At 68.1% G+C, this 13,329-nt stretch carries 13 protein-coding genes; all 13 read left to right on the top strand.

The window, feature by feature from the left end:
* The first annotated feature begins 50 nt into the window (after positions 1–50).
* Positions 51–566 carry a flagellar basal body-associated FliL family protein gene (locus EGM71_RS09825; RefSeq protein ID WP_005416435.1) on the top strand — a complete coding sequence of 172 codons (516 nt, stop codon included), beginning with the start codon at positions 51–53 and terminating at the stop codon, positions 564–566.
* A 10-nt stretch (positions 567–576) separates the two neighbouring features.
* The gene (gene fliM, locus EGM71_RS09820) at positions 577–1,581 is read left to right on the top strand and encodes a flagellar motor switch protein FliM (protein ID WP_188489514.1); all 1,005 of its coding nucleotides are present in this window, start codon (positions 577–579) and stop codon (positions 1,579–1,581) included.
* On the top strand, positions 1,578–1,913 hold the full coding sequence (fliN, locus tag EGM71_RS09815; RefSeq protein ID WP_005409543.1) for a flagellar motor switch protein FliN: 336 nt from the start codon (positions 1,578–1,580) through the stop codon (positions 1,911–1,913). The genes fliM and fliN overlap by 4 nt, the downstream gene beginning before the upstream one ends.
* The gene (gene fliO, locus EGM71_RS09810) at positions 1,910–2,329 is read left to right on the top strand and encodes a flagellar biosynthetic protein FliO (RefSeq protein ID WP_014037105.1); all 420 of its coding nucleotides are present in this window, start codon (positions 1,910–1,912) and stop codon (positions 2,327–2,329) included. The genes fliN and fliO overlap by 4 nt, the downstream gene beginning before the upstream one ends.
* Position 2,330: 1 nt before the next feature.
* Entirely contained in the window at positions 2,331–3,110 is a 780-nt protein-coding gene (fliP, locus tag EGM71_RS09805; protein ID WP_188489512.1) for a flagellar type III secretion system pore protein FliP, read from the top strand.
* Positions 3,111–3,169: 59 nt separating this feature from the next.
* Positions 3,170–3,439, top strand: a complete 270-nt coding sequence (locus EGM71_RS09800; RefSeq protein WP_012510965.1) for a flagellar biosynthetic protein FliQ — start codon at positions 3,170–3,172, stop codon at positions 3,437–3,439.
* A gap of 13 nt (positions 3,440–3,452) precedes the next feature.
* Entirely contained in the window at positions 3,453–4,244 is a 792-nt protein-coding gene (gene fliR / locus EGM71_RS09795; RefSeq protein WP_188489510.1) for a flagellar biosynthetic protein FliR, read from the top strand.
* Between the two features lie 168 nt (positions 4,245–4,412).
* Positions 4,413–6,548: a putative bifunctional diguanylate cyclase/phosphodiesterase gene (locus EGM71_RS09790; RefSeq protein WP_188489508.1), complete on the top strand. Its 2,136-nt coding sequence runs from the start codon at positions 4,413–4,415 to the stop codon at positions 6,546–6,548.
* 129 nt (positions 6,549–6,677) lie between these two features.
* Positions 6,678–7,808 (top strand): flagellar biosynthesis protein FlhB, encoded by a 1,131-nt coding sequence (gene flhB, locus EGM71_RS09785; RefSeq protein WP_014037101.1) that lies wholly within the window; start codon positions 6,678–6,680, stop codon positions 7,806–7,808.
* 44 nt (positions 7,809–7,852) lie between these two features.
* Positions 7,853–9,913, top strand: coding sequence for a flagellar biosynthesis protein FlhA (flhA, locus tag EGM71_RS09780; RefSeq protein WP_188489795.1), 2,061 nt, complete (start codon positions 7,853–7,855; stop codon positions 9,911–9,913).
* 145 nt (positions 9,914–10,058) lie between these two features.
* Positions 10,059–11,681, top strand: a complete 1,623-nt coding sequence (gene flhF / locus EGM71_RS09775) for a flagellar biosynthesis protein FlhF (RefSeq protein WP_188489506.1) — start codon at positions 10,059–10,061, stop codon at positions 11,679–11,681.
* Positions 11,668–12,555 carry a MinD/ParA family ATP-binding protein gene (locus tag EGM71_RS09770; protein WP_010482449.1) on the top strand — a complete coding sequence of 296 codons (888 nt, stop codon included), beginning with the start codon at positions 11,668–11,670 and terminating at the stop codon, positions 12,553–12,555. The genes flhF and EGM71_RS09770 overlap by 14 nt, the downstream gene beginning before the upstream one ends.
* Positions 12,552–13,295 carry an RNA polymerase sigma factor FliA gene (locus tag EGM71_RS09765; protein WP_188489504.1) on the top strand — a complete coding sequence of 248 codons (744 nt, stop codon included), beginning with the start codon at positions 12,552–12,554 and terminating at the stop codon, positions 13,293–13,295. The genes EGM71_RS09770 and EGM71_RS09765 overlap by 4 nt, the downstream gene beginning before the upstream one ends.
* Positions 13,296–13,329 lie beyond the last annotated feature (34 nt).

The raw sequence follows: 13,329 nt of genomic DNA, 5'->3' as shown, positions 1-13,329 counted from the left end.
GGCACACCCCTTGCATATCCCGGTGAAGCAACCCTCAGGAGCTTCACCCCGTGGCCGCAGCCGCTGACAAAACCAAGAAGACCGCCGAGAAGGACAAGGCCGCCAAGCCGCGTAGTCCGATCCTGATCACCGCACTGGTGGCCGTACTGGCCGCCGCTGCCGCCGGTGGCGGCGTGTGGTTCTTCACCCAGTCCAAGCACGAAGAGAAGACCGCGCAGGCGCCGAAGAAGAGCGCTACCCCGGCCCCGGCACAGTACTTCGCGCTGGATCCGGCGTTCGTGGTCAACCTCAATGGCCCGGTCGACGGCCCGCGCTACCTGCAGCTGGAGGTTCAGCTGATGACCCGCGACCCGGCCGCGCTGGAAGCGATCAAGACCCATGCCCCGGCCATCCGCGCGCGCCTGCTGATGCTGTTCTCGCAGGTCAGCCCGGACCAGATCGCCGATGTCGCCGGCAAGCAGAAGCTGCAGGCTGCTTCGCTGGCCGAGGTGCAGAAGGTGCTCAAGGCCGAGACCGGCAGCAACGGCGCCGACGATCTGCTCTTCACCAGCTTCGTGACCCAGTAAGGGCCCACCGATGAATGATCTGCTGTCCCAGGACGAGATCGATGCCCTGCTCCACGGCGTGGACAGTGGCGCGGTCGAGACCGATGCGGAACCCCCGTCAGGCGAAGCACGCTCGTACGACTTCGCCAGCCAGGACCGCATCATCCGTGGTCGCATGCCGACCCTGGAAATGGTCCACGAGCGCTTCGCGCGCCTGTGGCGGATCGGCCTGTTCAACCTGATCCGCCGCTCGGCCGAGCTGTCGGTGCGCGGTATCGAACTGATCAAGTTCAACGACTACATGCACTCGCTGTATGTGCCGACCAACCTGAACCTGATCCGCTTCAAGCCACTGCGCGGCACCGGCCTGATCGTCTTCGAGCCGACCCTGGTGTTCGCCATCGTCGACAACTTCTTCGGCGGCGACGGGCGCTACCCAACCCGCATCGAGGGCCGCGAATTCACTGCCACCGAAATGCGGGTGATCCACCTGCTGCTGAAGCAGACCTTCGCCGACCTGCGCGAAGCGTGGGCACCGGTGATGGACGTCGACTTCGAGTACATCAACTCGGAGATCAACCCGCACTTCGCCAACATCGTGACGCCGCGCGAGTACGTGGTGGTGTGCCGCCTGCACGTCGAGCTCGACGGTGGTGGCGGCGACATCCACGTCACCCTGCCGTACTCGATGCTGGAGCCGATCCGCGAACTGCTCGACGCCGGCATCCAGAGCGACCGCAACGACCGCGACGAGAGCTGGGGCAAGACCCTGCGCGAGCAGCTCAACATCGCCGAAGTCACCCTGTCCAGCGTGCTGGCCAGCAAGCGCATGACCCTGCGCGACCTGACCCAGCTGAAGGTCGGCGACATCCTGCCGATCGACCTGAGCCCGCAGGTGCCGCTGTGCGTGGAGAACATTCCCGTGTTCACCGGCGAGTTCGGCATCGCCAACGGCATGAACGCCGTGAAGATCACCGCTACCCATCCGCCGGGCTCCCGCCCGCGCGCACCCGTCATCCAGGAAGACCCGCAATGAACGATATCGACGCCCTCGAACCGACCCCGGCCCAGTTCAGCAGCCTGCAGGCCGATGAGGCGAATGGTCCGGACCTGAACCTGGACGTGATCCTCGATGTGCCGGTGACCCTGTCGCTGGAAGTCGGTCGTGCCCGCCTGCCGATCCGCAACCTGCTGCAGCTCAACCAGGGTTCGGTGGTGGAACTGGAGCGCGGTGCCGGCGAATCGCTGGACGTGTTCGTCAATGGCACCCTGATCGCCCACGGCGAAGTGGTGGTGATCAATGACCGCTTCGGCGTGCGCCTGACCGACGTGGTCAGCCCGAGCGAGCGGATCCGGAGACTGCGTTGAGCCTGCTGGCCTCCACCCTGCTGGCGGTCGGCAAGACCGCCGCGCCGATCGGCCCGCAGGTCGGCCAGCATGCGGCCGCTGCACCCAGCCTGTTCGGCGCGGTGCTGGCGCTGCTGGCGGTGCTGGCGCTGGTGATCGGCCTGGGCTGGCTGCTCAAGCGCATGCCCGGCAGCGGCTTCCGCCCAGCCGAAGGCATGAAGCTGGTGGCCAGCCTCAGCGTCGGCGCCAAGGAGCGCGTGGTGGTGGTGGAGGTCAACGGCCAGCAACTGCTGCTGGGCGTCACCGCCGGTGGCATCAACACCCTGCATACCCTGCCCGAACCGCTGCCGCCGCCGGCACCGGTGCGCGTGCCGGACTTCAAGAACCTGCCGAATTTCGCCCAGCTGCTGCAGCAGCGGCTGCGCAAGGATCCCTGACATGCGTGTCACCCGTACCCGTCTTGCCACCCTGATGCCGTGGCTGCTGTTGCTTGCCCTGTGCCTGTTGCCGGCGCTGGCGTTCGCCGCGCCCGGCGCGCCAACCACCCCGCTGCCGGACATCAACGTCGGCAAGATCGGGGGGGCGCCGGTCAGCCTGCCGCTGCAGACCCTGCTGCTGATGACCGCGATCACCCTGATCCCGTCGATGCTGCTGGTGCTGACCTCGTTCACCCGCATCATCATCGTGCTGGGCCTGCTGCGCCAGGCATTGGGTACCGGCCAGACACCGTCCAACCAGGTACTGCTGGGCCTGGCCCTGTTCCTCACCGCGATGGTGATGATGCCGACCTGGGACAAGGCGTGGAGTGCGGGCATGGCGCCCTACCTCAACGGCGACATCGACTTCCAGACCGCCTGGACGCTGACCACGCAGCCGCTGCGCGGGTTCATGCTGGCGCAGATCCGCGAGACCGACCTGATGACCTTCGCCGGCATCGCCGGGCATGGCACCTACGCCAGCCCCGATGCGATCCCGTTCCCGGTGCTGGTCGCTTCGTTCGTCACCAGCGAACTGAAAACCGCCTTCGAGATCGGCTTCCTGATCTTCATCCCGTTCGTGATCATCGACCTGGTCGTCGCCAGCGTGCTGATGTCGATGGGCATGATGATGCTGTCGCCGATGCTGGTGTCGGCACCGTTCAAGATCCTGCTGTTCGTGCTGGTCGATGGCTGGGTGCTGACCGTCGGCACGCTGGCGGCCAGCTTCAATCCGGCCTGATAGCCCCCGTAAAGCGCAGTCGAGCATGGCCCGACTCTACTTGAGCAGATGGAACCCGAATGACTCCCGAACTTGCCTTGACCGAACTGCGTGGCGGCCTGATCACCGTATTGTGGGTAGCCGGCCCGCTGCTGCTCACCGTGCTGGTGGTGGGCGTGGTGGTCGGTGTCGTGCAGGCCGCGACCCAGCTCAATGAACCGACCATCGCCTTCGTTGCCAAGGCGGCGGCGCTGACCGCAGTGCTGTTCGCGCTGGGCAGCCTGCTGATCGGCCACCTGGTTGAATTCACCACGCTGCTGTTCCAGCGCATTCCGCACCTGATCGGCTAGGACGCGCGCTTCGATGGACGCCGCCACCCAGATGGCTGCCGACGGCCTGCAGGCCTTCGGCATGATCGGCACCGTGCTGTGGACCATGCTGCGCATCGGCGCGGTGGCCATGGCCATGCCCATGGTGGGTTCCCGTGCGGTACCTTCGCGGGTGCGCGTGGTGCTGGCCGGCACCCTGGCCATCGCACTGGCCCCGCTGCTGCCGCCGGTACCGGACTGGACCGGCTTCGATGCCGCCACCGTGCTGACCATCGCCCGCGAACTGGCCATCGGCGTGTCCATCGGCTTCATGCTGAGGCTGGTGTTCGAAGCCGGTGCGATGGCCGGCGAACTGATCGCGCAGGGCACCGGCCTGGCCTTCGCGCAGATGAGCGATCCGCTGCGCGGTGGCACCTCCGGTGTGATCGGACAGTGGTTCTACCTGCTGTTCGGCCTGCTGTTCTTCACCGCCAACGGCCACCTGGCGTTGATTTCGTTGCTGGTGGACAGCTACCGCGCACTGCCGATCGGCGCGCCGCTGCCAGACCCGCACGCCTTCTTCAGCATCGCCCCGACCTTCCTGCTGACCGTACTGCGCGGCGCACTGACGCTGGCCATCCCGCTCACCGTGGCGATGCTGGCGGTGAACCTGGCCTTCGGCGTACTGGCACGTGCAGCCCCTGCGCTGAATCCGATCCAGCTGGGCCTGCCGGTCTCGCTGCTGCTGGGCCTGTTCCTGCTGGCCCTGCTGGCCGGGGAAATGGGGCCGCCGGTACAGCGCCTGTTCGACGCCGCCTTCCAGGCTGCGGACGCGGTCACACACTGACCCGATCATCACGGATTGCCGCTTGAAGTCCCCCCCGGTCTGCGCGGTAGAGTGAATGCGTGGCGCCCAGGGGGGACGCCGCACCTGGCCGGCGCCGTTGCGCGTCGGCCTGCCTCATGCATGCCCCACCGTGGTTTCCGTCGACAGGCAGGTCCGGGAGACTGACGAATGCTGGTAGGCACGTACAACCCGTGGCTGGTGGCGATCTCGCTGCTGGTCGCCGTGATGGCTTCGTACACCGCGCTGGCGATGGCCGGGCGCACGGTGACCGCCCCGGGCAGAGGCGCGGCCTGGTGGTGGCGCCTTGGGGGCGGCTTCGCCATGGGCCTGGGCATCTGGTCGATGCATTTCATCGGCATGCTGGCCTTCGACCTGCCCATTCCATTGGGCTACGACCTTCCGATCACCCTGCTCTCGCTTGCGCTGGCCATCGCCTCGTCGGTGTTCGCGCTGTGGCTGGTCTCGCTGCGCACCCTGCCCCATCCGCGGCTGGCCGGCGGCGCGCTGCTGATGGGCACCGGCATCGCCGGCATGCACTACGTCGGCATGGCGGCCATGCGCATGCAGCCGGGTATCGACTATGACCCGGGTTGGCTGCTGTTCTCACTGATGGTGGCGGTGGCCGCCTCCTGGACCGCGCTGTACGTGGCATTCCGGCTGCGTGCCCAGCGCACCCGCATCGGCGATCGCCTGGCGGCGGCGGGCCTGCTCGGCCTGGCCATCGTCGGCATGCACTACACCGGCATGGCCGCCGCGCGTTTCCCGGAAGGCAGCGTGTGTGGCGCTGCCGTGGGCGATGGCCTGCAGAACGAATGGCTGGCGATGCTGGTGGTGGTGCTGACCGTGGCGATCCTGGCGGTGGTGCTGGTGGTCTCATGGCTGGACCAGCGCGTGGAGGCGCAACTGCTGCGGCTGCGCAATTCGATGCTGAGCACCTCGTTGACCGATGCCCAGCAGGAACTGACCCAGGCCGCGCTGCATGATCCGCTCACCCGCCTGCCCAACCGCCTGCTGCTGCAGCGGCGCATCGTGCAGGCGCTGGCCGAGGCCGAACAAGGCGGCAACCGCTTCGCGGTGATGTTCATGGACCTGGACGGCTTCAAGCAGGTCAATGATGCCTATGGCCATCAGGCCGGTGATGCGCTGCTGGTGGCGGTGGCCGAACGCACCCGCCAGCTGCTGCGCCCGCACGACCTGCTGGCACGGCTGGGCGGCGATGAGTTCGTGCTGGTGGTGCGCATCGAGCACGACGAGGACCTGCCGACCCTGGCCCGTCGCATCCTGCAGGCAGTGGGCAGCGGCCCGTTGTTGCCGGACAACGAACTGCAGGTGACTGCCAGCATCGGCGTGGCGATCTGCCCGGACCACGCTGCCAGCGAGCGCCAGCTGATGGCCTTCGCCGATGCGGCGATGTACCAGGCCAAGGAATCCGGACGCAACGCCTTCGTGCTGTTCGCAGACTGGATGAACGACAGTGCCGAGCAGCAGTTCCGGTTGCTGGCCGACCTGCGCCGCGCGATCGGCAGCGAACAGCTGTTCCTGCACTATCAACCGAAGATCCGCGTGGCCACGCAGAAGGTGGCGGGCGCTGAAGCCCTGATCCGTTGGCGCCATCCGGACCACGGCCTGATCCCGCCGGACCGCTTCATCCGCCTGGCCGAGCGCAGCGGCGCGATCAACGAGATCGGTCGCTGGGCGCTGGACCAGGCCTGCCAGCAGCTGCGGCGCTGGCACGACGCCGGGCATGACGGCTGGTCGATGTCGGTGAACCTGTCGCCGGTGCAGTTCAGCTCGCCACACCTGCTGCACGATGTGCGCGAGGTGATCGAGCGCCATGGCATCCCCGCGCGCCACCTGGTGCTGGAGATCACCGAAAGCACCGTGATGCGCGATACCGATACCAGCCTGCGCCTGCTGCAGGCGCTGTCGGCGCTGGGCGTGGGCATCTCCATCGATGATTTCGGAACCGGCTATTCCAGCCTGCTGTACCTGAAGCGGCTGCCGGCCACCGAGATCAAGATCGACCACGCGTTCGTGCGCGACCTGGAACACAGCGCCGAAGACGTGGTGATCGTCTCGGCGATCGTGGCGCTGGGCCATGCGCTGGACATGGACATCGTGGCCGAGGGCGTGGAGACCGCCGCGCAACGCGCCTACCTGGAGCGCCTGGGCTGCGACTTCCTGCAGGGCTACCTGCTCGGCCGCCCGGTCGATGCGGCGCGCTTCATGCAGCTGCACGACCTGCCCCGGCCGCGGGTGGAACTGGCGCAGAGCCCGCCACCCAGTGGCAACGCTCCTCTGTAGCCAAGGACGCCGGCCACGGCCTGGCGCTACCGGTGCCTGCTCTGGCAGGTGCCAACCTTGGTTGGCACATGAACCCATCACGGAACAGTTCTTGCACGCACTCCGGCAACCCCTGCCGCAGTGCCCGTGATGTCCGAGAACGAATCCGCCGGCGAAAAAACCGAACAACCAACCGAAAAACGCCTGCGCGACGCCCGTGAACAGGGCAACCTGCCGCGTTCGCGCGAACTCGGCACCGCCGCCGTGTTCGGCGCCGGCGTGTTGGCAGTGATGGCCATGAGCGGCTCGATCGGCCGTGGCGCCACGGCCTGGATGAAGCACGCGCTCAGCCCGGAACAGAGCCTGCGACAGAACCCGAAGGAACTGTTCGGCCACTTCGGCGACCTGCTGCTGCAGTTCATGCTGGTGATCGCACCGCTGGTGCTGGTCTGCCTGCTGGCCAGCTTCGTCGCCCCGCTGGTGATGGGGGGCCTGCGCTGGTCGCAGAAGGCGCTGCTGCCCGATATCAACCGCATGAACCCGATGAGCGGGCTCAAGCGCCTGTATGGCCCCGAGGCCATTGCCGAGTTCACCAAATCGCTGCTGCGCGTGGCCTTCGTCGGTGTGGCCGCCGGGCTGGTGGTCTGGACCGGCTTCGACACCCTGCGCGGGCTGATCCACCACCCGCTGGAGACCGCCATCACCGACGGGCTCGGCTTCACCCTGCGCCTGCTGCTGGCCACCGCCGGCGCCATGCTGGTGCTGGCCGCGATCGATGCCCCGTACCAGCGCTGGAACTGGATGCGCAAGCTGAAGATGACCCGTGAAGAGCTGCGCCGGGAAATGAAGGAAAGCGAGGGCAGCCCCGAGGTGAAGGGCCGCATCCGCCAGCTGCAGCAGCAGATGGCCAACCGCCGGATGATGGAAGCGGTGCCCACTGCCGACGTAGTGGTGGTCAACCCCACCCACTACGCGGTGGCGCTGAAGTACGAGGGCGGCGCCATGAACGCCCCCACCGTGGTCGCGCTGGGCGTGGACGAGACCGCCCTGCGCATCCGTGAAGTAGCCGACGGCAACAAGGTGGCGATCGTCTCCGCCCCGCCTTTGGCACGCGCCTTGTATCGGGAAGGCCAACTCGGAAAGGAAATCCCCGTGAGACTGTATTCGGCCGTCGCCCAGGTCCTGTCCTACGTCTACCAGCTGCGCGCCTGGCGCACTGGTCCGATGCCGGACGCCCCGCACATCCAGGTGGATGAATTCGGCAAGGGAGGCCGCCCGTGAGCGCCCAGCCCTCGACCGGTTTCAACACCCGCCGCGCCCTGGAAATGATCCGCCAGGGCCTTGGCGCACCGCTGATCGTGCTGGCCCTGCTGGCGATGGTCGTGGTGCCGCTGGCCGCGCCGGTGCTCGATGCGTTGTTCACCTTCAACATCGCCATCTCGCTGATGGTGCTGCTGGCGGTGGTCTACGTGAAGCGCCCGCTGGATTTCACCATCTTCCCGATCGTGCTGCTGATCACCACCATGCTGCGGCTGGCGCTGAACGTGGCCTCCACCCGCGTCATCCTGCTCAACGGCCAGAACGGCCACGACGCCGCGGGCAAGGTCATTGCCGCCTTCGGCGAATTCGTGATCGGCGGCAACTACGCGGTGGGTATCGTGGTGTTCGCGATCCTCACCATCATCAACTTCGTGGTGATCACCAAGGGCGCCGGCCGCGTCTCGGAAGTGACCGCGCGCTTCATCCTGGACGCGATGCCCGGCAAGCAGATGGCGATCGACGCCGACCTCAACGCCGGTTTGCTGACGCGTGAAGAAGCCAAGCTGCGCCGCGAGGAAGTCCGCGAGGAAGCCGACTTCTACGGTGCGATGGACGGTGCCAGCAAATTCATCCGCGGCGACGCCATCGCCGGCATCCTGATCCTGTTCATCAACATGCTCGGCGGCCTGGCCGTGGGCGTACTGCAGCATGGCATGCCGTTCGGCGACGCGGCGGCTACCTACACCCTCCTGTCGATCGGTGACGGCCTGGTGGCGCAGCTGCCGGCCCTGCTGGTCTCCAGCGCCGTGGCCATGCTGGTCACCCGCGCCTCGCGTTCGCAGGACATGGCCCAGGCCATGACCGGCCAGGTATTCGGCCAGTACCGCGCGCTGGCGATCACCGCCGGCATCATCGGCGTGGTCGGCCTGGTACCGGGCATGCCCAACGTCGCTTTCCTGACGCTGGCCGCGATCCTCGGTTTCATCGCCTGGAAGGTGTACCGCAAGGGCAAGGCCGCAGCCACCGATCCAGCAGCCGCAGGCACTGACGCCGCGGCGCTCAATGCACTCGGCCGCCCGGCCGCGCCGGCACCCACCGCCGAACTGAGCTGGGACGAACTGCGCCCGGTCGATCCGCTGGGCCTGGAGGTCGGCTACCGGCTGATTCCGCTGGTGGACAGCAACCAGGGCGGCGAACTGATGGCACGCATCAAGGGCGTGCGCCGCAAGCTGACCCAGGATGTCGGCTTCCTGATCCCGTCGGTGCACATCCGCGACAACCTGGAACTGCCCGCCAACGGCTACCGCGTGCTGGTGCACGGCGTGCCGGTGGCCACCGCCGAGATCCATCCTGATCGCGAACTGGCGCTGGACCCGGGCAGTGCGCTCGGCGCGCTGGAAGGCATCGCCGGCAAGGACCCCGCGTTCGGCCTGGATGCCACCTGGATCCAGCCGCACCAGCGTGCCCAGGCCGAAACGCTGGGCTACACCGTGGTCGACCCGGCCACCGTGGTCGCCACCCATCTGTCGCACCTGATCCGCGAACACGCGCCCGAGCTGCTCGGCCACGAAGAAGTGCAGCACCTGCTGGCCAACCTGGCCAAGAGCGCGCCCAAGCTCGTCGAAGATCTGACGCCGAAGGCGCTGCCGCTGTCGGCGGTGGTGCGCGTGCTGCAGAACCTGCTGGTTGAGCGCATTCCGATCCGCCAGCTGCGCAAGATCGCCGAGGCACTGGTTGAACACGCGCCCAGCAGCCAGGACCCGGCCGTGCTGACCGCCGCCGTGCGCACCGCACTGGGCCGCTTCATCGTGCAGGAGATCGCCGGAATGTCGGCGGAGCTGCCGGTGTTCACCCTCAACCCGCAATTGGAACGTGTCTTGCAGGAGTCCACGCAGGGCAACGGCGCCGCGCTGGAACCCGGACTCGCTGAGCGACTGCACCAGAGCCTGGCCGAATGTGTCAGCAAGCAGGAAGCCCGCAACGAGCCCGCGGTCGTGCTGGTACCTGGCCCGGTGCGCGCCGCGCTGGCCCGCCTGGTCCGCCACAGCGTTCCGTCGCTGTCGGTCCTGGCCTACAGCGAGGTGCCGGAGGACAAGCGACTGAAGCTGGTCGGAACGATCAGCTGACGCCGCCCTCCGATGCGCCAGAAAACAGACACCACTTTCGAACCAACGCAACAGACAGATACCAAGGGGAACCCGCACCGTGCAGACCACCGACCACCCGAGTTCTCCGACCGCCACCCCGCCGTCTTCGTCCCGTGACCACAGCATGAAAATCAAACGATTCGTCGCCGCCGACATGCGCTCGGCCATGAACCTGGTGCGCAAGGAACATGGTCCTGACGCCGTGATCCTGTCCAACCGCCGGATCGAGGAAGGCATCGAGATCGTCGCCGCCGCCAACTACGACGAGAGCGCCGTGCAGCGTGCACTGGAAGCCTCGCGCCGTGACGTTTCACCGCCGCCGGCACCCAAGCCGCGCACCGCCGCCGACGCGGTGATCGCCGCCGTCACCCGCCGCCGCAGCAGCACCCCGGCGCCGGAACCGGTCGCCGCCACCACCTCGGCGGTGGCCGCCCTCGCCCGCGCCGCCGTCGGTGCCACCGGCCGCACCCTGGACAGCGCCGACGAGATCGTGCCGACCCGCGGCAGCACCGGCTTCGCCGCCACCCTGGCACGTGCTGCCGTCAACGAACCGGCACTGCCGGAACAGATCTTCGCCCCGTTCGCCGAAGCGATCGTCGCTCCGGCCGCCGCCGTGCCGGCCAACCGCGCCCGCTTCCAGATCGATCCGCCGCACGAGGCGCATCACGAAAGCGCGGCGCCGGCGCCGGCACTGCAGCCGCCGCCGCTGCCGACCGCTACCCTCGCCGACGTACAGCCGGCCACTGCCGCCAGCGAACCGGCGTTGGCCGATGCCGGCGTCGAAACCGCGCCGGAGCCCACCCTCGCCCCGGCCCCGGTGCTGACTGTGGTCGCCCAGGACGACGCCGAGATCCGCCAGCTGCGCCAGGAAGTGGCCGGCATGCGCCAGGTGATCGAGCGCGAGATGAACCGCTTCACCGACGAACGCCTGCGCGGCTGCCCGGTGCGCGCCACCGCTCTGGACCTGATGGACGAATACGGCTTCGATGCCGGCCTGGCCCGCGACGTGGCCATGCAGATCCCGCTGGAGACCGAAGCCCATCGCGGCCGCGGCCTGATGCTGGGGCTGATCTCGCGCAAGCTGCCGATCGCCCCGGTCGACCCGCTGGAGGAAGGCGGCGTGATCGCGCTGGTGGGCCCGACCGGTGCCGGCAAGACCACCACCATCGCCAAGCTGGCCTCGCGCTTCGCCGAGAAGCACGCGCCGCGTGACGTCGCCCTGGTCACCACCGACACCACCCGCATCGGCGCCCGCGAGCAGCTGTATGGCTACGGCCGCCAGCTCGGCATCGCCGTGCACGAGGCCAACAGCGGCACCGACCTGGACCAGCTGCTGGAACGCCTGAAGGACTACAAGCTGGTGCTGATCGACACCGCCGGCCTGGGGCCGCGCGACCGTGCGCTGGCCGCCCAGCTGCAGTGGCTGCGGGCCGCGCGCCAGGTGCGCACCCTGCTGGTGCTGCCGGCCAATACCAGTTTCGGCGACATGGACGAGGTGGTCCGCCGCTTCGGTGCGGCCAACCTGCAGGGCCTGGTGCTGAGCAAGCTGGACGAGACCGGCCGCTTCGGCAACGCCCTGTCGGTGGCCGTGGACCACGCCCTGCCGATCACCTGGGTGACCGATGGCCAGGACGTTCCGGAGGACCTGCACCGGGCCAGTGCGGCCAATCTCGTACTTCGCCTTGAAGATTTGCGCCGAGCGGCCGATATGCCCTGCAACCCGGAGTTGAACCATGCCGTCGCGTGAGTACGCCAAGCTGACCAAGACCTTCCCGCTGTCGGCCACCCGCAGCGAGCCGCTCGGCCCTGTGCGCACCATTGCCGTGACCGGCGGCAAGGGCGGCGTGGGCAAGACCAACGTGTCGGCCAACCTGGCCGTGGCGCTGGCCGGCATGGGCAAGCGCACGCTGCTGCTGGACGCCGACCTCGGCCTGGCCAACATCGACGTGATCCTGGGGCTGAATCCCACCTTTACCCTGGCCGACCTGGTCGCCGGCCGCTGCACGCTGGACGACGTCATCGTCGAAGGCCCGAACGGCGTGCTGGTGGTCCCGGCGGCATCCGGCCGCCGGCACATGGCCGAGCTGGCCCCGGCCGAGCACGTCGGCCTGGTCAACGTGTTCTCCGAACTGGAACGCGAACTCGACATCATGGTGGTGGACACCGCCGCCGGCATCACCGATGGCGTACTGACCTTCTGCCAGGCCGCACAGGACACCGTGGTGGTGGTCTGTGACGAGCCGGCCTCGATCACCGATGCCTACGCGCTGATCAAGGTGCTGTCGCGCGAACGTGGCGTGGACCGCATCCAGGTGGTGGCCAACATGGTGCGTGACCCCAACGAGGGCCGCGTGCTGTACGAGAAGCTGACCCGCGTCTGCGAAAAATTCCTCGCCGATGTCTCGCTGAACTACCTGGGCTGCGTGCCGCAGGATGACTGGCTGCGCCTGTCGGTGCAGCGCCAGCAGCCGGTGGTGAAGGCCTATCCGTCCAGCCCGGCGGCGCTGGCGATCACCGAGATCGCGCGCCGCACCGCCCGCTGGCAGGCGCCGACCGAACCACGTGGTGGCGTCGAGTTCTTCCTCGAACGCATCCTCAAGCAGCGCGGGGTGGCAGCATGAAAGGCGCGGCCCAGTACAGGGAAGTCCAGCGCTCGGCGGCCAACGACGTCATCGCCCAGCATTCGGACCTGGTGCGGCGCATCGCCCACCACCTGGCCGCGCGCCTGCCGGCCAGCGTCGAAGTCGACGACCTGATCCAGGCCGGCATGATGGGCCTGATCGAAGCCTCGCGCAGCTACGACGCCGACCAGGGCGCCTCGTTCGAGACCTATGCCTCGATCCGCATCCGCGGCTCGATGATCGACGAGATTCGCCGTGGCGACTGGGTACCGCGCTCGGTGCACCGCCGTGCCCGCGATGCCGCCGCCACCATCCGCCGCCTGGAACAGAGCAGCGGCCGTGCCGCCAGCGCCACCGAAGTCGCCGCCGCGATGGAGATGCCGCTGCCCGAGTACCTGCGCCTGATGGAAGACGCCGCGCGCGGCCAGGTGCTGAGCCTGGAATCGCGCATCGAAGACCAGGGCGAGCTGGACACGGTCGCCCAGGGTGGCCCGACCCCGCAGCAGGTGCTGGAGCGCGGCGAATTCGGCCGCGAGCTGGGCAAGGCCATCGGCCACCTGCCCGAGCGCGAACAGCTGGTGCTCTCGCTCTACTACGAGCAGGAACTGAACCTGAAGGAGATCGGCGCGGTGCTCGGCGTGAGCGAGTCGCGGGTCTGCCAGATCCATGGCCAGGCCGTGCTGCGCCTGCGCGGCCGGCTGAAGATATTCGAAGCCGTCGACGCTGGCCTCGAAGAATGAACATCCCCGAGGCGGCTGCCCCCGGCCGCCCGGA

Origin of the sequence: Stenotrophomonas maltophilia (assembly GCF_006970445.1) — a bacterium.
In the GTDB taxonomy this organism is placed as follows: Bacteria; Pseudomonadota; Gammaproteobacteria; order Xanthomonadales; family Xanthomonadaceae; genus Stenotrophomonas; species Stenotrophomonas maltophilia_AU.
Note: the sequence above shows the minus strand (reverse complement) of the source record. Positions and strands in the feature narration are given on the sequence as shown.

Bases quoted from the DNA above. Each gene is read 5' to 3' on its own strand.
- fliM (WP_188489514.1), top strand. From the start codon at position 577: ATGAATGATCTGCTGTCCCAGGACGAGATCGATGCCCTGCTCCACGGC.
- fliN (WP_005409543.1), top strand. From the start codon at position 1,578: ATGAACGATATCGACGCCCTCGAACCGACCCCGGCCCAGTTCAGCAGC.
- fliP (WP_188489512.1), top strand. From the start codon at position 2,331: ATGCGTGTCACCCGTACCCGTCTTGCCACCCTGATGCCGTGGCTGCTG.
- EGM71_RS09800 (WP_012510965.1), top strand. From the start codon at position 3,170: ATGACTCCCGAACTTGCCTTGACCGAACTGCGTGGCGGCCTGATCACC.
- fliR (WP_188489510.1), top strand. From the start codon at position 3,453: ATGGACGCCGCCACCCAGATGGCTGCCGACGGCCTGCAGGCCTTCGGC.
- EGM71_RS09790 (WP_188489508.1), top strand. From the start codon at position 4,413: ATGCTGGTAGGCACGTACAACCCGTGGCTGGTGGCGATCTCGCTGCTG.
- flhB (WP_014037101.1), top strand. From the start codon at position 6,678: ATGTCCGAGAACGAATCCGCCGGCGAAAAAACCGAACAACCAACCGAA.
- flhA (WP_188489795.1), top strand. From the start codon at position 7,853: ATGATCCGCCAGGGCCTTGGCGCACCGCTGATCGTGCTGGCCCTGCTG.
- flhF (WP_188489506.1), top strand. From the start codon at position 10,059: ATGAAAATCAAACGATTCGTCGCCGCCGACATGCGCTCGGCCATGAAC.
- EGM71_RS09770 (WP_010482449.1), top strand. From the start codon at position 11,668: ATGCCGTCGCGTGAGTACGCCAAGCTGACCAAGACCTTCCCGCTGTCG.
- EGM71_RS09765 (WP_188489504.1), top strand. From the start codon at position 12,552: ATGAAAGGCGCGGCCCAGTACAGGGAAGTCCAGCGCTCGGCGGCCAAC.